Origin of the sequence: Candidatus Nitrosotalea bavarica, from assembly GCF_900167955.1 — an archaeon.
Taxonomy (GTDB): Archaea; Thermoproteota; Nitrososphaeria; order Nitrososphaerales; family Nitrosopumilaceae; genus Nitrosotalea; species Nitrosotalea bavarica.
In genome coordinates this window covers 44,315-62,744 of sequence record NZ_FUYK01000010.1, presented here as the reverse complement: position 1 = coordinate 62,744, position 18,430 = coordinate 44,315, and the positions used below count along the sequence as shown (strand labels likewise).

21 protein-coding genes and 1 tRNA gene are annotated in these 18,430 nt (G+C 35.7%); 11 read left to right on the top strand and 11 right to left on the bottom strand.

The window, feature by feature from the left end; all coding sequences use genetic code 11:
• Positions 1 to 24: 24 nt before the first annotated feature.
• Positions 25 to 564 carry a PEFG-CTERM sorting domain-containing protein gene (locus C0Q33_RS07225; protein WP_165776469.1) on the bottom strand — a complete coding sequence of 180 codons (540 nt, stop codon included), beginning with the start codon at positions 562 to 564 and terminating at the stop codon, positions 25 to 27.
• A gap of 344 nt (positions 565 to 908) precedes the next feature.
• Entirely contained in the window at positions 909 to 1,616 is a 708-nt protein-coding gene (locus C0Q33_RS07220) for a hypothetical protein (RefSeq protein ID WP_101477923.1), read from the bottom strand.
• Between the two features lie 101 nt (positions 1,617 to 1,717).
• Here C0Q33_RS07220 and C0Q33_RS07215 point away from each other — a divergent pair, with 101 nt between their 5' ends.
• Entirely contained in the window at positions 1,718 to 2,146 is a 429-nt protein-coding gene (locus tag C0Q33_RS07215) for a PEFG-CTERM sorting domain-containing protein (protein WP_101477922.1), read from the top strand.
• A gap of 187 nt (positions 2,147 to 2,333) precedes the next feature.
• On the opposite strand, the gene C0Q33_RS07210 is transcribed toward C0Q33_RS07215, so the two are convergent.
• Positions 2,334 to 3,212 carry a radical SAM protein gene (locus tag C0Q33_RS07210; RefSeq protein WP_101477967.1) on the bottom strand — a complete coding sequence of 293 codons (879 nt, stop codon included), beginning with the start codon at positions 3,210 to 3,212 and terminating at the stop codon, positions 2,334 to 2,336.
• Between the two features lie 148 nt (positions 3,213 to 3,360).
• On the opposite strand from C0Q33_RS07210, the gene C0Q33_RS07205 reads away from it, so the two are divergent.
• From C0Q33_RS07205 to C0Q33_RS07180, 6 genes are all read left to right on the top strand, one after another.
• Complete coding sequence (locus C0Q33_RS07205) at positions 3,361 to 3,663, top strand: ArsR/SmtB family transcription factor (protein WP_101477921.1); 303 nt, start codon at positions 3,361 to 3,363, stop codon at positions 3,661 to 3,663.
• 25 nt (positions 3,664 to 3,688) lie between these two features.
• Positions 3,689 to 3,973, top strand: a complete 285-nt coding sequence (locus C0Q33_RS07200; RefSeq protein ID WP_101477920.1) for a hypothetical protein — start codon at positions 3,689 to 3,691, stop codon at positions 3,971 to 3,973.
• 35 nt (positions 3,974 to 4,008) lie between these two features.
• On the top strand, positions 4,009 to 4,461 hold the full coding sequence (locus C0Q33_RS07195) for a hypothetical protein (protein ID WP_101477919.1): 453 nt from the start codon (positions 4,009 to 4,011) through the stop codon (positions 4,459 to 4,461).
• Positions 4,451 to 4,807 (top strand): reverse transcriptase-like protein, encoded by a 357-nt coding sequence (locus tag C0Q33_RS07190; RefSeq protein WP_101477918.1) that lies wholly within the window; start codon positions 4,451 to 4,453, stop codon positions 4,805 to 4,807. The genes C0Q33_RS07195 and C0Q33_RS07190 overlap by 11 nt, the downstream gene beginning before the upstream one ends.
• Before the next feature lie 74 nt (positions 4,808 to 4,881).
• Entirely contained in the window at positions 4,882 to 6,987 is a 2,106-nt protein-coding gene (locus C0Q33_RS07185; RefSeq protein ID WP_101477917.1) for a 4-hydroxybutyrate--CoA ligase, read from the top strand.
• 53 nt (positions 6,988 to 7,040) lie between these two features.
• Positions 7,041 to 8,543, top strand: a complete 1,503-nt coding sequence (locus tag C0Q33_RS07180; RefSeq protein ID WP_177996825.1) for a 4-hydroxyphenylacetate 3-hydroxylase family protein — start codon at positions 7,041 to 7,043, stop codon at positions 8,541 to 8,543.
• An 11-nt stretch (positions 8,544 to 8,554) separates the two neighbouring features.
• Here the strand turns inward: C0Q33_RS07180 and C0Q33_RS07175 are convergent, their stop codons facing one another.
• Both C0Q33_RS07175 and C0Q33_RS07170 read right to left on the bottom strand, forming a co-directional pair.
• Positions 8,555 to 9,250 (bottom strand): signal peptidase I, encoded by a 696-nt coding sequence (locus C0Q33_RS07175; protein WP_101477915.1) that lies wholly within the window; start codon positions 9,248 to 9,250, stop codon positions 8,555 to 8,557.
• Positions 9,251 to 9,302: 52 nt separating this feature from the next.
• Positions 9,303 to 10,019, bottom strand: a complete 717-nt coding sequence (locus C0Q33_RS07170; protein WP_101477914.1) for a PRC-barrel domain-containing protein — start codon at positions 10,017 to 10,019, stop codon at positions 9,303 to 9,305.
• Positions 10,020 to 10,242: 223 nt separating this feature from the next.
• On the opposite strand from C0Q33_RS07170, the gene C0Q33_RS07165 reads away from it, so the two are divergent.
• The 3 genes from C0Q33_RS07165 to C0Q33_RS07155 are packed head-to-tail and all read left to right on the top strand — an operon-like array spanning position 10,243 to position 12,513.
• Complete coding sequence (locus C0Q33_RS07165) at positions 10,243 to 11,580, top strand: DEAD/DEAH box helicase (RefSeq protein ID WP_101477913.1); 1,338 nt, start codon at positions 10,243 to 10,245, stop codon at positions 11,578 to 11,580.
• Between the two features lie 42 nt (positions 11,581 to 11,622).
• Positions 11,623 to 11,955 (top strand): thioredoxin, encoded by a 333-nt coding sequence (gene trxA / locus C0Q33_RS07160; protein WP_101477912.1) that lies wholly within the window; start codon positions 11,623 to 11,625, stop codon positions 11,953 to 11,955.
• A 57-nt stretch (positions 11,956 to 12,012) separates the two neighbouring features.
• Positions 12,013 to 12,513 (top strand): zinc ribbon domain-containing protein, encoded by a 501-nt coding sequence (locus C0Q33_RS07155; protein WP_101477911.1) that lies wholly within the window; start codon positions 12,013 to 12,015, stop codon positions 12,511 to 12,513.
• A 28-nt stretch (positions 12,514 to 12,541) separates the two neighbouring features.
• On the opposite strand, the gene C0Q33_RS07150 is transcribed toward C0Q33_RS07155, so the two are convergent.
• The 3 genes from C0Q33_RS07150 to C0Q33_RS07140 form a co-directional block, all read right to left on the bottom strand.
• On the bottom strand, positions 12,542 to 12,907 hold the full coding sequence (locus C0Q33_RS07150) for a zinc ribbon domain-containing protein (RefSeq protein WP_101477910.1): 366 nt from the start codon (positions 12,905 to 12,907) through the stop codon (positions 12,542 to 12,544).
• A 44-nt stretch (positions 12,908 to 12,951) separates the two neighbouring features.
• Positions 12,952 to 14,775: a pentapeptide repeat-containing protein gene (locus tag C0Q33_RS07145; protein ID WP_165776468.1), complete on the bottom strand. Its 1,824-nt coding sequence runs from the start codon at positions 14,773 to 14,775 to the stop codon at positions 12,952 to 12,954.
• 280 nt (positions 14,776 to 15,055) lie between these two features.
• Positions 15,056 to 15,128, bottom strand: a tRNA-Ala gene (locus C0Q33_RS07140).
• 76 nt (positions 15,129 to 15,204) lie between these two features.
• Between C0Q33_RS07140 and C0Q33_RS07135 the strand changes: the two genes are divergently transcribed.
• Positions 15,205 to 16,599 carry a dihydroorotase gene (locus C0Q33_RS07135; protein ID WP_101477908.1) on the top strand — a complete coding sequence of 465 codons (1,395 nt, stop codon included), beginning with the start codon at positions 15,205 to 15,207 and terminating at the stop codon, positions 16,597 to 16,599.
• On the opposite strand, the gene rpiA is transcribed toward C0Q33_RS07135, so the two are convergent.
• Genes rpiA through C0Q33_RS07120 form a run of 3 tightly spaced genes read right to left on the bottom strand, consistent with a single transcriptional unit; the run spans position 16,591 to position 18,423 of the window.
• On the bottom strand, positions 16,591 to 17,265 hold the full coding sequence (gene rpiA, locus C0Q33_RS07130) for a ribose-5-phosphate isomerase RpiA (protein WP_101477907.1): 675 nt from the start codon (positions 17,263 to 17,265) through the stop codon (positions 16,591 to 16,593). The genes C0Q33_RS07135 and rpiA overlap by 9 nt on opposite strands.
• Complete coding sequence (locus C0Q33_RS07125; RefSeq protein ID WP_101477906.1) at positions 17,266 to 18,255, bottom strand: hypothetical protein; 990 nt, start codon at positions 18,253 to 18,255, stop codon at positions 17,266 to 17,268. It lies immediately after the preceding gene.
• The gene (locus C0Q33_RS07120; protein ID WP_101477905.1) at positions 18,256 to 18,423 is read right to left on the bottom strand and encodes a 50S ribosomal protein L37e; all 168 of its coding nucleotides are present in this window, start codon (positions 18,421 to 18,423) and stop codon (positions 18,256 to 18,258) included.
• Between the last annotated feature and the right edge of the window lie 7 nt (positions 18,424 to 18,430).

The window sequence follows — 18,430 nt, the reverse complement described above, 5'->3', positions numbered from 1 at the left end:
GGTTCTGAAAGTTTAGCTTACCAATCATAATTTAGAACAATTCTTCGATATTGCAATTACGGAAATGACTGCAATTACTAGCATGATATATGTCAAGGATCCAAATTCTGGAACCATGTACGTACCTTTAATTTCAATTGTATTACTTCCAACACTCAATGGTATAGTCAGTGTTCTATTATCAGATGTATCAACTGATTTATACGAAATTCCATGATTTTTACTCATTACCACCAAATGAGCTTCATTGCCTACATCGTGTAGATGTTCTGGTTCTAGAGACGTGCCTTCGTATGCGTCAATAAGTCGGGTTGGCAAGGTTATCGTCAAGCTGCCTCCATTTGATGATTGTACGTTCACATCTATCGATTTTGCATCCGTATCAGCTTGAATCAAAGTAACAGTCCCTCCTGTAACGCTATAGGGAATTGTGAAACTTGTTCCATTTACTTTGATTATATTTTGAGGTGGTGTAAGAGTAGATATTTCTCCAAATGCTTTGGTTTGATATTGTCCCATGATAGCTGTAATTATCAATAATGAAACCAAAACTAGAATCTTCATGATAACATTGGGAAATTTTCTCTCATAAAAACTAAATGACATTGAAATTATTCTTTTTGTAAAAATTATCTCTTGTTTAGATGATTGTATCACATGTAAATATTTTCACCATTCTTGATGACTATGATTCGTGTAGATTACCTCACTGTTTGATGGGTTCTTCTGCTGTTAGAGTTTGTATTATCCACTGTGTTATACTTGAAAAGTAGGTATCTTCAGCTTGACTCTTACTTCACCAGCTTGCAATGTTTTTTATCCATGCAGGAATTTCTTGCGGCTGGTTAGATGTAATAGGTCTCAAAGGTCTAAAATAAAAATATTTGAGGAAATTCTCTTTTTGAGAATTAACCTGTTCCAGCAGTACTTGTGGTTTGTGACTTGCACGCAGCTAACGCATCGTCGTAAGTAACCTCAAGTCCATTAATAGTGCCATAGTAAGCTGCATATGCCTGACCTATGTTGGTCCACATTGTCTCTCTAACGCCTTCGATATTAGCATCCCTTGTAGCAGCTGCACTCCAAATGGTGTGCGCTCTCTCAGAAGCTTCTTGGTATATCGTTAGGTAATAGTGAGCGTATGTTGCATCAACGGTATTGGCATGTTGTACTCTGTCTGCAGCAATTTTGGTAGGATCTCCCTTGTCTGTCGTAAGAGCAGTCTTTAAGGTCTGCTGAGCTGCGGTTAAATTACTTTTTGCAGCTGTAAGATTTGCTTGCTGCTGAGTTTTGTACAAAGACTGTGCAGCTTGTGCAGCTTGTTGATAATCTGCTCTGAATTGCTTCTCTGATGTTTGATCAGTTTGTTTTATTTGCTGTATTGCAGAATCTCGAGCTGTCTTTGCACTTTGTAATGCTGACTGGTAGGTCTGTTTTGCTGTCACCGCACAACTATTGGTAGTCGAATTTGGACTAGCTGTATTGTTAGATATTTGTGCGGCTGCAAAATCTAGATGGGCTGTAAAACCAAATAGCAATATGAAAATCATACTTCCAGCTATTGCAGTTTTAATTCCTATTCCGGACCTACTTTGTTTATCCGATTTATAATTCATTTAGTATATTTCATAAAATATCAGATATAAGGAATGCGCTGTATTGTTACCAAATCACATGATGAAACAAGTTTTAAATATTATCTTCACACGGAATTTTTATGCGTCTAGGGTCTACATTATTCTTGATAACACTTCTCACTCTTACTTTCACTAATCTTGCTTTTCCAAATATTTCTACATCTTTTTCGTCTCTTTCCAATGCAGCATATGCGCAAACTCCTCGCAGTTTTGGTGCTAATCAATTACCAAACTCGACAGACTTGGGTCTTCCGTCTGACAACTCTACAAGCTCTGGTGCTCCATCTGACAACGCGACAGACTTGAGTGCTCTTTCTCCTGACAACTCTACAGACTTGGGCGCAGCACTAGGTAACAATTCAACAAGTCTTACAAATACACCTCAAACAGCTAGTCCAACATCCAGCGCAACAACTCCAGAATTTGGTCCAATCTCATTAGCAGTACTTGTTATTTCCATAATGTCAATCATAATCATCTCGTCAAGAACAAGATTGAGATTCTCATAATTGTAGATTATAAAATTTTAAAATAGATTTACTAAAATTTAATGAATCTGTTTTACAAATTTAAAAATAAAAAATTAAGGAAAAGAGTTTTGTAGCTATGGTAAGCTTACTGCCCATTTTGTGTGAAATTATTTTCACAAAACGTCCTGTCCAAACCCTCTGTGGGTAAAGAAATCTATGGATCCACTTAAAATCCTCTGAGACCTACTGGTCTGCATAACTCTGGATGTGACCTTAGATGAGAAATTTTCTGAAGCATGGATTGTTTATCTTGTGGAAAAGTTCCACCTATTGGATATGCATTTGAACCGTGGTTTGCGCGAAAGACAACTTCACTACTAGGTTCCATTTTTGAAATTAGAAGTTCTAATTCATCTAGTGCTTCAGAGTCATCAATTGGTAAAAATGGTTCCTTAAATTTTGTCAGAAATTCATCACGTATTCCATCTTCTAAATGTAAAGTAAGTGTTCCAACATAATGAGGTGCAGATGCGCTCAAAACTTTGGCAGTCTCTTCTATGTGTTGTTTTGAGTAAGTCTTTCCACCTAGACCTAGAATGATCATACATGATATCGTATATCCAGCATCTTTTGCCTTTTGACAAGCCTTTATGATTGTCTGACCAGTAGCTCCTTTAGTAACTTTTTTGAGAATTATGTCTGAACCACTTTCTATTCCAATGTAAAACATTGTCAGTCCAGCATCATACATCTTTTTGAGATCTTCGGGCGATTTTTTTAGAATGTTTTGTGGCATGGCATAGCATGATATACGTTCATAGTCTGGAAATTTTTCTCGTATGTATCCTAAAATCTGCAGCATTCTATTCGTTGGCAAGTTTAGTGCATCACCGTCTGCAAGAAATATTCTTTTACTATTTGGCATGTGCTTTGAGGCAAGATCAATCTCGGCCTTGATTTCCTCCCAAGGTCTTTCAGAATATTCCTTTGAGCGATACATGTTACAGTATGAACACTTGTTAAATGAGCAGCCCAGAGTAACCTGGAAAATTAATGACTTGGCTTCAGATGGAGGCCTGTAAAGGGGATAATCATAATCAAACATTGTATTCATCTACTCAATCTATCTTATCAGTTATTCGATCTGTATTGCTGCAAAAATGCTTTAAATTTTATTATAATTGAATAATGCTTATCCTTTGATTTCTAGAGCAGTAGAAGATAAAAGATCTATTAACTGACGATATATGAACATGCCAACAGATCCATATGCCAAACGCTTGCTGTGGTTTATCTTTATGGGCTCAAAAGGTGGATTAAACAGAATTCGTTTTATTTCTCATATTAGAAATAAACCCCTCAACGCAAATCAGCTTGCCAAGGAAATGAATCTTGACTACAAAGCAATACAGCATCATGTAGGAGTGCTTGAAAAGAATAATCTGATAACTCGTGTGGGTGACAAGTATGGTGCAACATTTTTCATATCTACATTTCTTGAGGTGAATTTGGATGTCTTTGATGAAATTGTAAGCAAATTGGAAAAAAGTACATAAGTAAAGTGGGGATAGTGTTTTTCAAATGGAACCAATAATGACTGCAAGTACAATCGTGTCTGGAGCCAATCTGATATCTCTTGGAGTATTAATTGGAGTCTTTGCCAAGATGTATTCCAAAACAAAAGCGCAATTGCCACTTGGGATGATATTTTTTGCAGGCTTGTTGTTTTTGCATAATATGATTGGAGTCTATGCATACTTTACAATGATGGATCTCTATGCTGCTGCATTGTTACCATACCTGCTAGCAATACATGTTGCAGAACTTGCAGGCATACTGGTATTGTTGAGAATAACTCTGCAATAGATTTGATTTATTTGTAAGAGAAACAAAAACAGTTTGTGAAGCCACAATACAAGGAATATCTAAAACTTAACAAGAATATTTTCCTTGGATTCTTGGCATCAATTGTTGTTTCAGCAATTATTGCAGAATTGTTTTCTGGCCAACAAAATTACGTAAATGCTACCATTACTTTAGGTGCTGATTACATTGTATATTTTTCCACTTTTGGAACACTTTATTATTTTGACAACAAGAAAAAATATCTTCTCAAAACAGGCGAGATAGACAAGGCAAGTCTTAGAAGAGATTTGATAAAAATAATTTCTTCACTTGGAATAGGCGAGGTTGTTTATACAGTTTGTAGATGGTCTCTTCAATATTATTTACTTACAAATTCATATCATGCCTATATTGCATCACTAGTGTCACAATCTATATCGACTGTAATCTATATGATTACAGTAAACCTGAGTGTAAAATTTATGAGGTTATACAAAGATGGTCCTTAGCATATTTGTTGACGGCTCGGGAGGAACAAACTCTGGCTTTGGATTCTTTGTCAAAGAGACTGGAGAATCGTTCTACGAAAAAAAATCTGACATAACAAACAACCAGGCAGAATATCTGGCCATAATTTCTGTTCTAAAAAAATTTGCAGGTAATACCGATGAGGTTGTCATCTATAGTGACTCCAAAAATACTGTTTCGCAATTAAACCATGAATATGCTATAAACAATGAGCAATTGAGGAGTCTTGCAAGAGAAGCATGGGAATTGATACCCAAGTTTGCAAATCTAAAGATAAACTGGATTCCACGAAATGAAAATATCGCTGGAAAAATGCTTGGCAGCTAGTACCAATCTATTGAGATCAAGTAATTCTCTTGGATAAACTTATTATACAAATCCATCCGAGTCGATCTCATTAAATGAGTGAGTCAATTTTCCTATCTCCAAAATCTATTGCTATTATAGGAGCTTCAGATAAGGAGGGAAGTGTAGGGCGCGCAATTACATCTAATATATTGAAGGGGTATACCGGAAAGATTCTTCCAATTAGCCCAACAAGAGAAACCGTATTTGATAAAAAAGCATACAAAAGTGTTTTAGATGTACCAGAAGAAATTGATCTTGCAGTTATAATTACAAAGAACGATGTAGTTCCAGCAGTACTTGAAGAATGTGGTAAAAAAGGAATCAAGGGAGCAATTGTAATAACAGCTGGATTCAAAGAAGTCAACGAAGAAGGTGCAAAACTTGAGAAAAAACTTGCAGAAATTGCAAAGCAATACAATATCAAAATTATAGGACCAAACTGTCTTGGTGTGATGAATCTAGCACCAAAAACAATGATGAATTCCACTTTCCTAAAAGTAACTCCAAAGTCTGGTGGAATTGCCCTGGTATCCCAGAGCGGTGCAATATGTGCAGCACTTGTTGAAGATGCTAGTGCTCAAGGAATAGGATTTTCTTCTGTAATTAGCATGGGAAATAAAGTAGACCTCAACGAAGTTGATATTCTCAAAATGCTTGCTGAACATGAACAGACAAAGGTCATTGTAATGTATCTTGAGGATATAGGAAATGGAAAAGAATTTTTGAAAATATGCAAGCAAATTACTAGATTAAATCAACTAAAGAAACCTGTACTTGTTCTAAAATCTGGTAGAAGTCCAGAGGGTGCAAAAGCAGCAATGTCTCATACAGGTGCACTTATGGGTTCTGATGAAATCTATGACGCACTGTTAACACAATCTGGTGCAATAAGAGTAGATACAATGGAAGAATTATTTGATTACGCTGTAGCTTTCTCAAAGCAACCATTACCTCTCAAAGGAGATTTGGTAATAGTATCAAATGCAGGAGGGCCAGCAATAATCTCTACTGATGCTTGCTCAAAGATGGGGATTAAAATGGCAAATATAGATGACATAAGACCACAAATTAATGCAGTTATTCCTCCTTGGGGAAATTCTAGAAATCCTGTAGATATTGTAGGTGATGCTGATTTCAATAGATTTGATCATGTACTAAATCTTGTACTTGTTCATCCAAATGTTGGTTCAGTTATAACAATGTGTACACCATCTGCAACACTTGATTACAACAATCTTGCCGAAGTCATTGTTACTGCATCAAAGAAATACAACAAAACAATTCTTGCAAGTTTAATGGGTCTTGACGAAGGAATAAAGAATAAAGAAATTCTGTCAGAAGGTGGAGTCCCACATTATACTTATGCCGAAAGGGCAATAAGAGCACTCAAAGCAATGCTAAGATTTACTCAATGGTCACAAACACCAGAAGGAAAAATACAACAATTCAAAGTAAACAAGAAAAAAGTAGAACAAGTATTTTCTAAAGTCAAGTTAGAGGGAAGAAAAAATCTATTAGAAGAAGAAGGCCAAGAAGTTTTGAAAGCATACGGTTTTCCTATACCAAAAAGTATTCTTGCTACAAAAGAACGTGAGGCAATTCAAGCAGCGAAAAAAATTGGTTATCCAGTAGTTATGAAAATAGCTTCTCCACAAATTATTCACAAGTCTGATGCAGGTGGAGTAAAAGTGGGATTAAAAACTCCACAAGAAGTCAAAAAAGCCTTTAAAGAAATAATAAAAAACGCAAAAAAATACGACAAGAAAGCCATCATCAAAGGTGTGCTGGTCCAAGAGATGGTAAAAGGTGGAAAAGAAACTATTGTCGGCTCAAAACAAGAACCAGGATTTGGATCTGTAGTTATGTTTGGAATGGGCGGAATTTATGTTGAAGTCCTAAAAGATGTCACATTCCGAGTTGCACCTGTTACAGATTCTGAGGCAGATGAGATGATATCATCAATTAAGACAAACAAGTTGTTACAAGGTGTACGAGGAGAAAAACCATCTGATATAAACAAACTTTCTGATTGTATTCAAAGAATTTCTCAACTAGTGACTGATTTCCAAGAAATTAAAGAGCTTGACATGAATCCAGTTCTTGTATTTGAAAAGGGTAAAGGTTGCAAAGTCGTTGATGTAAGAATTGGACTTGCTTAAAGACTCACAAATTTGTTATAATATTTATATTACTTCTAAAGGGTATAGCAGATATGCCAATTAGGACAGCTTCTGAGTATATCCAAAGTCTCAGAGGCCGTAACATGAAGGTTTACCTTTTTGGGGAACTTGTGAAAGAACCTGTGGATCATCCAATGATTAGACCTTCAATTAATGCAGTAGCGGAGACATATGATCTTGCTGAAAAGGAAAGTGAGGTTGCAACTGCAAAGTCATCTATAACTGGTTTACAAGTTAATAGATTCTTACATATTGCAGAAAGTGCAGATGATCTAGTAAACCAAAATAAGATGCAGCGAAAACTTGGGCAACTTACTGGAACATGTTTCCAAAGATGTGTGGGAATGGATGCATTAAATTCATTATATTCTGTTACTTTTGAAATTGATGAAAAATTCAAGACTGATTATCATAAACGACTAGTTGAATTTATCAAGATGATTCAAAAGGAGAATTTTGTCATAGGTGGTGCCATGACTGATCCGAAAGGAGATAGAAGTAAAGCACCACATGAACAGGAAGATCCTGATGTATTTTTACGTGTAGTAGAAAAAAATGACAAGGGAATATTTGTTACAGGAGCCAAGGCTCACCAGACTGGTTGTATAAACTCACACTGGATTATAGTAATGCCCACCATGAGACTGCAAGAAAAAGACAAAGACTATGCAATAGTGGGTGCAATGCCTGCTGATGCACCTGGTATATCATACATCTATGGTCGTCAGTCATGTGATACAAGAAGTATGGAGGAAGGAGATATTGATTCAGGAAATTCAAAATTTGCAGGACAAGAGGCATTGATGATTTTTGATAGAGTTTTCATTCCATGGGATAAGGTGTTTATGTTTGGTGAATACGAATTTGCTGCAATGCTTGTAGAGAGGTTTACTTGTTATCATAGAAGAAGTTATGTGTGCAAGACAGGCTTGGGCGATGTTCTAATTGGTGCAGCTGCTGCAATTGCTGATTACAATGGAGTGCCTAATGTTTCTCACATTAAAGACAAGCTAATCGAAATGACTCATCTCAATGAAACAATATATGCATCTGGTATTGCTTCTTCATTTCAAGCTCATAAAACAAAATCCGGTGTATGGATAAATGATGATATGTTAGCAAATGTTACCAAACATAATGTAACTAGATTTCCATATGAAATTGGTAGACTTGCCCAGGATATTGCCGGTGGTCTTGTTGTTACACTTCCATCTGAGAAAGATCTAAGAAATCCAATTACAGGTCCAATATTGAAAAAATATTTGAAAGGACGCAAGGGAGTTGATGTTGAAGATAGGTTCAGAATCTTAAGACTCATAGAAAACATGACCTTGGGCAGAAATGCAGTAGGATATCTTACTGAATCAATGCATGGTGCAGGTTCGCCACAAGCTCAAAGAATTAACATTGCACGTCAAATGCAGCTTGGATACAAGAAAAAACTTGCTAAAAATCTTGCAAATGTTAAAGAAAATTCAGAATCAGAGCCTGAACAATCTGATTACTTTCAACGTGTATTCAAGATGAGAAAATAGTTAAAATTTATTCAATCTTGTTTTTTATCTGAATCTTTATCTTCTGTAGTCTGACTTTTTCCAAGTTTATCATCTGACTTACTTTCAAATTCATTTGAATCCTTTGTTATGTATGGTTCATTTGACAAATTTTTCATATCAGATTTTGTCAACTCGTTTGAATCCTTTGGTTGATCTGGATTATTATCAGACCAATTTTCTATGCTGGACTTTGGTTTTCCAAATTGTTTTACTAGCATTATCCCAACAATGACAGCTATTATGATGTAATTTATTGGAGGTGTTAGTATTCTTGTGACATAACCTATCTGAGGAACAACGTATTCTACTTTTCCAATGTAGTCACCCTTTGTAATTGGAAAGTCAGTTCCAGGTATGGAACCAGGATTTGCATCTCCTTTTGTTCTGATTACCAAAGGATCTTTGTTTAGTATCTCTGCAACTCTATGAACTATTACCTTATCATGCACAATTGGCCTATTGAACACTATGATATCTCCAACTTTTAATTGATCAAAATTTACATGTCCCTGAACCACTATAACGTCATAGATATTCAGATTTGGTATCATACTTCCACTTGAGACCACATAAAATGGATTTTCTGTTCCAAAGGCTACTCGAAGACCAATCCAAATTATTGCAATACCTATTACTACTATTATGATGTCCTTTACAATGCCTGATTTAAGAGAAAGTTTACTCAATTGTTTCTAGTTCTCTAAAATCGTAAGATAAATCTTACTTAACAATGATGCTTTATTTTAGCTTGTTACCACAACTTTCACAGAATTTTGAGCCTTGGCTATTGGTATAATTACACTTGATACATTTTAAATTATTTTCACCAAGTGAGCCCCCAAGTAACACAATCTCACCAATCTTTCTTATCTCGTCCCACTTTATTGTAACATCTGTTCCATCATTTTTTGTTACAACTAGAACTATGCTTGATTGATCTGGCTGAATACCCATCTCTTTGACCACTCCAACTCTTTTTGCCTCAGTATCATACACCCCTAAACCTGTAATGGAACTGAATGTCTTTACACTAGAAGTTTTTGGCTGATTTTGTAATTCAACGTTTTGAGCTGAAGGCGATGTAACAACATTAGTACTAGTAACAGGTATTGCAACTCCCACTGAAGCAGCTTCATCGGGTTTACTAAAATTTCTATACTCTGCAAGAATTGAACCGCAAGTAGTACAGATGTATTGACCTTTTTCTAGTAGAACCAGATTTTCTGCTACTGTCTCGTTAGGATTTTCAAATTCTATCTTTGGACTTCCTTCGTATTCTTTCTCACATGTATTACAAGAATATTTTGAAATTTTTTCTGAATCTAGACGACCAATCGGAGCAAGAAACAAATCTGGTCCACCAAGGTTGCCTTTTCTTTGCTGATCATCATTTACTGTTGCCATGATAAAACCTCCAGATCCTCTCAATTTTTTTAATCGAAGTTCGCTACTCATGCTTTAACCTACAAGATGTCAGATAATTATGTATATCATTTTGATTGGTCAAATCTATACTACGTATCAGAGCAAGAGATTATACAATTTTTAAAAATTATCTACTTTTTTTCAATAATTTGGAAAGAGTTATTAGAGCCAGAGGGCTATGTTAAACAAAAATAGACGGAAATAGGTAATCAAACTTCTCTCTGTCGTTTCAATAAAAAGATGATGAATAAATTTGACAAAATTTGAAGAACTAGGACTAAAGGATACAATACTTACTGCACTTAATGAAATGGGTTTCAAAGAGCCATTTCCTATTCAAGTAGGTGCAATTCCAGTACTTCTTTCAGGCCAAGATGTTATAGGTCAAGCGCATACCGGAACAGGAAAGACAGCTGCATTCTCTTTGCCCATAATTCAGAATGTTATTCCTAAAGGTGGAATACAAGCGCTCATCATAGCTCCAACAAGAGAACTTGCTGTACAGATATCATCTGAAATTGTAAAATTTTCAAGGCATATTGGAATTAGAAGTGTGACCATCTACGGTGGTCAAAGCATGAATATACAACTAGACGAACTTCATAGGGGAGTAGAAATTGTAGTTGCTACACCTGGACGTCTTATTGATCATATCAAACGTGGATCAATAAAATTACAGAAAGTAAAGTGGGTTATACTTGATGAAGCAGATACGATGCTTGACATGGGATTTATTGATGATATTAAATTCATCTTGGATTTGGTTCCAGAAGATCATGTAAATGCTCTATTCTCAGCTACGATGCCAGCTACAATACTAATGTTGGCAGAAAAGTATATGAAAAATCCACAAAAAATATTCATAGATTCCGATGATCTAAGTGGAGAGGGAATAGAACAAGCATTTCTTGTAATAAAAGATAGAGAAAAAACAGATTACTTGTTTAAATTTATAAAAGAAAATGGTGCTGGTCAAGCAATAGTTTTCTGTTCTACAAAAGATAGAACAAGAAGAGTTGCTCATGAACTAGAGCAAGGAAGATTCAACGTAGTTTCAATTCAAGGCGACATGTCCCAATTTAGAAGAGATAAAGCAATGTACATGTTTAAAAAAGGCAAAGCAGACATTTTGGTGGCTACTGACGTAGCAGCTAGAGGTATAGATGTCCCAAAAGTTGCACTAGTGATAAACTATGATGTTCCAAATCAAGACATGGTATATTTCCATAGGATTGGAAGAACCGCAAGAGCAGGAGAAAAAGGTAGGGCAATCACTTTGGTATCATATTCTTCAATTGGTGATTTCAAGGCAATATCACGTCAAACTAAGGTTCAGATGATAGATCTAAACAAAGAGCTAGGCATTGTAGTCAATATTCCTGATCCATTGAAGAGAGAAGTAAGTCATAGGAGAGGTTTCGGTAGATCTGGTGGAGGCGGTGGTGGCTATGGTAGATCTGGTGGAGGTTATGGTAGATCTGGTGGAGGCGGTGGTGGCTATGGTAGAAGTGATGATAGACGGGATGATAGAAGGGGCGATCGTCGACGAACTGACGATAAGAAATACTATGGTCTAAGAAGTCGCTGGTAAGAAACCGTTCAATATATTTAGGGATTCAGAATTTTATAATGCATGGATAAAGCAAAACCAGTAGATTCTAAGAACTGGGAAAAAGAAGTCATGGCTTCTTCGATTCCTGTGTTTGTAGATTTTTGGGCTGAATGGTGTGGCCCATGCAGGATGGTAAGTCCTGTAATAGAAGAACTAGCAAGTGAATATGCAGGAAAGATCAACTTTGTGAAGGTTAACGTTGATGAAAACAACGAGCTTGCATCAAAGTATAATGTCTTTAGTATACCGACTCTTGCATTATTCAGTAAAGGTCAGATTGTAGCACAACAGGTAGGTGCTGCATCGAAGGGATCCTATAAAAATATGATAGATAGTGCTCTATCAAAAATCTAAATCTTATCTTCTTTTTTCAATCTAAAATAATTAATACCGGTCAGAGAAACAATCCACATGTCATTTGGAGATATTGATACTCTAAACCTTCTATTTGATAAACTACAAAATCTACTAAATGATACCCAAGGATACTATGAATCATTTCTTGATGCTAATACAATGTACAAACAAGGAAAGCTGACAGACAAGGAATTTTTTGAGAAACTAGGTGATTATGTTGTATCATATTCATCATTAGAATTTTTATCTGTCAAAGTAATCTTTGAGTTAAAGAAATCACTTGATAAAATATCACGCGGTCGTACTTCTGGTTCAACTATGGTAAGTCCAATGCCTCCAGGTATGGGACAGCAAGCATCAACTTTACCAGGACTTGGTCAACCTCCATCTATTATCTCAGCTGCTGCAGCTTTCTCAACACCTGGCATTCTACCACCCCCAGATCCTGCACTCATGCCAAAACAAAGTTCAGCTAGCGGTCTTGCATGCAATTCTTGTGGGTCTGCTGTAAAAGATAATGCAAAATTTTGTCCCAAGTGCGGAAATAAGATTTAGTAATAAAAGAAAAATTCTACTATTGGAATTAATCTTGATTTGCACCGCATTCAGTACAGAATTTTGCAATCAATGATAATTTTGAGCCACACTCTGAACAAAATTTTGAATCTGAATCAGTCTGAGTGTTTACACTACCGTAAAGACCACCCATGGATTTCATAGCTCCTGTTGGTACAAACTTGTCATCATCTACTAATGGAGTTGGAGCAAAATCTTTCTCTTCCACAAAATTCATAATTCTAGGCATCTGCTGTCCTGGATTTTTTGAATCAGGTACCATGTCGCCTAACCACAATGCAAATCTGGTTAATGTAAGCTCAGGTGTTGAAAAAGTCAATGTATGACTAGACATGTAATCATCAGCTGCTGTCTTACCGTTGAATACTTTCATCAAATGCACTAATTGGAATAGATGTATATTGTTTTTTATTTAATTTATGGACATCCATTACAACCATTAGTAATAGCACCTGCAAAACTAGCTCCTTTGATATTTGCACCTTTGAGATTGGCATCTGAGAGATCAATACCTGAGAGAACAACACCATTAAGATTGGCACCCATCAAGTTTGCTCCTTTCAAATTGGTCCCTTGGAGTACGGCTCCATGCAAATCTGCATCTTGGAGATTGGCATTGGAAAGATCAATTCCTTGCATGTTGGCTCCAGACAAATTTGTACCTTGTAAATCAACCCCCGATAGACTGATGCCTTGTATGTTGATACCCGAAAGGTTTGCACCTTTTAGGTTTGAAGTTGATAATACTGTGATAGTAGTCTGATCTGATATACTGGCGTAAAAGTTGGGAGCGCCAGAATATGATGCAGAGATATGATGTGAACCTACTGACAGTGAAGATATGCTAAAGGTAGCTTGACCCCCGAAAATTGTTACTGGCCTTCCTGTTACGGTATCATCAATGTAGAATTGTACTGTGCCATAGTCGGGTGTTGGTAATATTGTTGCGGTAAATGTTACTAATAGACCAGATATCGTAGATGAAGAACTTGACATTATTGATGTAGTTGTTGATACTACTGGAGGAGTAAATGTTATCAAAGGACCGGATGATGTAGATGAAGAACTTGTTGGTATTGTAGTTGCATTGTTTGACATTGGTTTTAAACATGGAACTAAAATTGCCCAACCATGGGGAACTTCTCCAACATAGCACTGGTATTTGCCCGATGGATCATAAAGATCTGTAACATATTTCCAGTTTTTGTCAGCAGAAGATGATATGAAAAATCCAGAGGCAATATTTGAAATAACAATTATCATTACAGCAAAAAAAATCAATCTAAAAAGTAGTGATTTTTTCTTGTCAAATTGTCTAACAACGAGTATGAATAAAAATACAATTGCAAATGACATGAATCTCTCTGCCATTCCTCCTCTGACTATTACAGACCAAAACAATGTAGCAGTTACACAACATAAAACGAAAATTTCAAATTTCAATCCATTTCTAATGGAATTCAATAAAATAAATGCAATTACTCCAATCGGTATGAGATACATCCACTCTCCAGAATATTGGAAAATGTTGTAATAGAAGACCTTGATTACACTTGCAGAAAATATCTGAATTGTTGATCTAACAATATCTGTACTAACCTGAACAATGGGGGACTTGAATTGTTGAGAATAATTAAAGTATAAAAGTAATGTTTGTAATAATAGTAGACTTGTTGGTATTGCATAGCTAATTATTGTAATTATTTCTCCCCTTTTTTTCCTAATCTCACGAATTATGACATAAATTAATGCAGGAAGAAAAACGATTGAAAAGGCAGAAGACAGAAATGATGCGGAACAGAAAAATGCATAGAGATACTTTTTCTTCTTTGACTGTTTTTGATACTCTTCATATCTAAATAATAACAATAGTGTAAATAGCATTGTGAATATGTTCAAAAACCATTGGATGCTTGAAATGTTTGAATAGATTTCACTCATGCCTGGAGCTGCTATGATGAATAAAGAACAAAGAGCTCGCAGCGTATCGTTTTTTATTATAAATCGGAATTGTTTGGTAGAAAAAAATACTGCGCAAAGTGTTGCAATAATTATTGCGGCAATATTCATTGCTAGGTTGACATTGGCAATGCCAAACAAGTATAGAGAAAAAATTGTTACAAGTCTTGGAATGAAATGCAAGTAAAAGTTGTAAACAACAAAAATACTTCCCCACGAATATTGAATAGCTTCTCTCAAAAGAACATCAACATCTTCAACCCTGCCCGGTTGAATCAACACAAAGATTGATTTTCTCAAAATGAAAAGTGTAATACCTGACAAAAATAGAATAGGTAAAAACCATCTTGACTCCACATTCTCAGAAAAAATTGTGCGCATTTTACTACTCAAATTAACTGAGTTCTGACAGATCCTCCCTTAAGCTTATCGGGCATCTGTAAAAATTTTCCAATTTCTTAATTTATGAAATACATATAGCAAAAAAAATTATGGCAAAATGGTACCTATTTTGATTTGAAGATGTAGTGAACCGTAAACCAATTTGCACCGACAGATGAGGTGGACCGAGGGGGATTTGAACCCCCGACATCCGCGTTGCGAACGCGGCATCACTACCCCTAGACTACCGGCCCTTTTGTTATCAAGAATAGTATCTGCTTTTATTCATTTACTCAAAGAATAATACTAGGTTTTCAAGCAAAATTCCTGATGACTGTTGATGCTGTGATTACGGGGTCACACGTTATTCTTCAAAATGGAATGGTAGACAAAAACATTGTAATTGATGAAGGTAAAATTGTTGCTTTGACAAATGATATTCCACAATGTGATGTTAAAATAAAAGGAGACGGTCTTGTTTCTCTTCCAGGAGCAATTGATCCTCATGTACATTATGGAGTTTATTCTCCAATTGATGAAGCTGCCATTACTGAATCAAAAGTTGCAGCAATAGGTGGAGTAACTACAATGATGAGAATGCTCAGGCTAAGTGGTTCATACAAGAAAAATCTAGAATCTCATCTTACTGCAAGCTCAAAAGCTCATTATGTTGATTATTCTATTCATGCATCCATACTTCATAAAAATCAGATTGATGAAATGGAATTTTGTAAAAGCAAAGGAATCAACTCGTTTAAAATATACATGAATCTTGGGGATGAAGTAGGCCATATCTATATGGACATGCAACCTGGAGAAAAATCTCTCAGGGAAGAAAGAGTGGAGATGACAAAGGAGATGATTGAAAAAATAATTGCCAAAGCATCTTCTCTAAATTGTACAGTTTTAGTTCATGCAGAAGATTATCAAATATGCTCTTGTGGAATCAAGACTGCAAAAGAGAAAAAAATGGATGGATTAGCAGCATGGTCGCAAAGTAGACCTGTTGAATCTGAGGTCAAGTCAATCAAGACTGCATCTGAATTTGCAAGAAAATATGGTTGTTCTATCTATTTTGTACATATTGGATCAAAAGCAGCTATTGATACAATCTATGAAGAAAAGAAAAATGGAACAAAAATACACATTGAAACATGTCCACATTATCTTACATTATCACATGAATCTCAACAAGGCTACCTTGCTAAAGTCATGCCACCCATACGTTCTTCTCAAGACATGGAATATGTATGGAAGGAAATACAACGTAGCAGAATAGATTCTATAGGATCTGATCATGTAGCAAACCGTCTAAAACTAAAAGTTGGAGGAGAAACTGTATGGGATGCTCTTGCTGGATTTCCAGGGATTGGTACGATGGTGCCTATTTTATTAAGTGAAGGAGTAAACAAAGGAAAAATCAATCTTCAACAATTATCTAATATGACCAGCTTCAATACTGCACAAATATTTGGCATGTATCCAAAAAAAGGAATCATCCAAAAAGGTTCTGACGCAGACATTGTTTTAGTAGATCTAAAAAAGGAAGCCAAAGTTTCTGCCCAAACTCTTGATGGTTTTTCTGATTATAGTGTTTACGAGGGCTGGAATCTAAAAGGGTGGCCTGTAAAGACTATGGTAAGAGGAAACATTGTTGCTGAAGACTTCAAAATGATTGAAAAACCAGGCTATGGTAAATTTGTTTCAAGACCTGTATTATCGTAAAACTTCATATTTGCCATTTTCTTTTGCTTTGTAAATTATATCTGGCTTTGGAAATATTCCAACTTCAATTACTCCTGGAATTTCTATTATTTTTGTTGCAAGTTCCCTTGGATTTGATATTTCACCAAAATCACAATCAAGTATGATGTTTCCATTTTCAGTAACAAAAGGATAACCGCGTTCTAATAATCTGACATGTGGTTTTCCTCCATATTTTCGAATTTGAATTGCAGCAGTATTTCTTGCAAAAGGATGGACCTCTACAGGAACACTTCGTTTTAGTTTCTTTACAAACTTTGATTCATCAGCAATTATTACAACTTTTTTTGCCATGCTTATCAAAATCTTTTCTCGTAAAAGAGCTCCCCCGCCACCTTTTATCATATTTCCTTTAGTATCTATTTGATCTGCACCATCGAAAACTAGGTCGATATGATCAATTTGGTCTGCTTCTATTATCGGGATCCCGCCCTTTTCAGCTTCCATTTTAATTTGTAGGGATGTCGGTACTGCTTTGACTGTGAATTTATTTTTTTTAATATGTGATGATAGCAATCTCACTATGGCAGTTGCAGCTCTTCCACTTCCAAGTCCTATGACATAATTCGCTTTTACCATTTTTAAGGCCTGATGTGATAATGCCTCAATGGCATCATCTGATGTCAATTATTCTACCTCTACTTGCTCAAGTTTTGATAATGCTTTCATTATTTCGCTTTTTATTTTATCTAAATCCTTGTCATCATCTTCCAATTTCTCTTCTTCAGGTATCTTGATTGCTGCTGGAAGCTGAATTTTCTTTTCTGGTTCTTGTTGTACAACTTCAGGTTTTGGTAGTTCTAGAATTTTTTCTCTTATTTCATGAATATTTGATTGTGGTATCAAAACTGATTCCTGAATTACTTCTGACTCTATCAATTTATCTAGAATTTGTGGTTCTAGCTGAGTAGAAGGTCTGATTAGATCTGCAGGGAATTGTGGGACCTTGTTTGTTATCTCTGTTAAAGTGCTAAGCTCAACCATTCTATGCTTTTCATACATTGGAACCTCGATAGGGGGTAACCACTCCTGTGTTTTCTCTTCTTGAATCTCTGATATGACACTTTGAGTTTCTATTTCGTTTTGAATCTGTACTTTTTGTTTTTGGACTTGAATATTTTCTATTTGAGTTTCTAATTTGGACTCGTTCTTCTTAGTTTGAATTTTCTCTAATACTTCAATTGGTTTTTCTACTTGTTTTGTTTGAGTAATTGTACTAATTGTAATCTTTGCAGAAATTTCATGTAGCCTCTGATCTAATTGTGAAAGTCTGCTATCCATTAATGATATCAAACTATCACCTACTGGACCAAAATCAGGATACTTGCTTGCTAATTCAAGTTTTTCAATCTTGGAAATAACAGTTCCAAGCTGATGCTGATAACGAAGTAAAAGTTTGTCTTTTTGAATCATTGAGACTTGTGATTCTTGTTGATGAAGTCTTGCAATGGTCTTTGATAGTATTTCTTTTTCCATTCTAAGTGAATGTAATTGATTTGTAATGGCAGAATTGATAGTTGGAGTTTGTTTAGTGCGTTTTATTTTTGGAACCTTGTCAAGTGCTACTGCGGTGCAGGCACCTGCGACAGAGCTAAACATTAGCACTATTTCTTCCATTTACGTATACCATTTGATCCAGTTGTATTTTCTTATCTTAGCCTCTGGATAACCACAACTACCACATCTTTTGTGTCTTACATGATAAGAATTCTTTCCACATCTTCTACATCTGATGTGTACGTGCTTTCGTGTAAAGCCTCCCATTGAGGTAGTACCCTTAGTCATAATACAC

Coding starts and splice junctions, on each gene's coding strand:
- trxA (WP_101477912.1), top strand. CDS start 11,623: ATGGATAAAGCAAAACCAGTAGATTCTAAGAACTGGGAAAAAGAAGTC.
- C0Q33_RS07155 (WP_101477911.1), top strand. CDS start 12,013: ATGTCATTTGGAGATATTGATACTCTAAACCTTCTATTTGATAAACTA.
- C0Q33_RS07150 (WP_101477910.1), bottom strand. CDS start 12,907: ATGAAAGTATTCAACGGTAAGACAGCAGCTGATGATTACATGTCTAGT.
- C0Q33_RS07215 (WP_101477922.1), top strand. CDS start 1,718: ATGCGTCTAGGGTCTACATTATTCTTGATAACACTTCTCACTCTTACT.
- C0Q33_RS07120 (WP_101477905.1), bottom strand. CDS start 18,423: ATGACTAAGGGTACTACCTCAATGGGAGGCTTTACACGAAAGCACGTA.
- C0Q33_RS07125 (WP_101477906.1), bottom strand. CDS start 18,255: ATGGAAGAAATAGTGCTAATGTTTAGCTCTGTCGCAGGTGCCTGCACC.
- C0Q33_RS07210 (WP_101477967.1), bottom strand. CDS start 3,212: ATGTTTGATTATGATTATCCCCTTTACAGGCCTCCATCTGAAGCCAAG.
- C0Q33_RS07220 (WP_101477923.1), bottom strand. CDS start 1,616: ATGAATTATAAATCGGATAAACAAAGTAGGTCCGGAATAGGAATTAAA.
- C0Q33_RS07200 (WP_101477920.1), top strand. CDS start 3,689: ATGGAACCAATAATGACTGCAAGTACAATCGTGTCTGGAGCCAATCTG.
- C0Q33_RS07135 (WP_101477908.1), top strand. CDS start 15,205: ATGACTGTTGATGCTGTGATTACGGGGTCACACGTTATTCTTCAAAAT.
- C0Q33_RS07225 (WP_165776469.1), bottom strand. CDS start 564: ATGAAGATTCTAGTTTTGGTTTCATTATTGATAATTACAGCTATCATG.
- C0Q33_RS07205 (WP_101477921.1), top strand. CDS start 3,361: ATGCCAACAGATCCATATGCCAAACGCTTGCTGTGGTTTATCTTTATG.
- C0Q33_RS07170 (WP_101477914.1), bottom strand. CDS start 10,019: ATGAGTAGCGAACTTCGATTAAAAAAATTGAGAGGATCTGGAGGTTTT.
- C0Q33_RS07185 (WP_101477917.1), top strand. CDS start 4,882: ATGAGTGAGTCAATTTTCCTATCTCCAAAATCTATTGCTATTATAGGA.
- C0Q33_RS07180 (WP_177996825.1), top strand. CDS start 7,041: ATGCCAATTAGGACAGCTTCTGAGTATATCCAAAGTCTCAGAGGCCGT.
- C0Q33_RS07190 (WP_101477918.1), top strand. CDS start 4,451: ATGGTCCTTAGCATATTTGTTGACGGCTCGGGAGGAACAAACTCTGGC.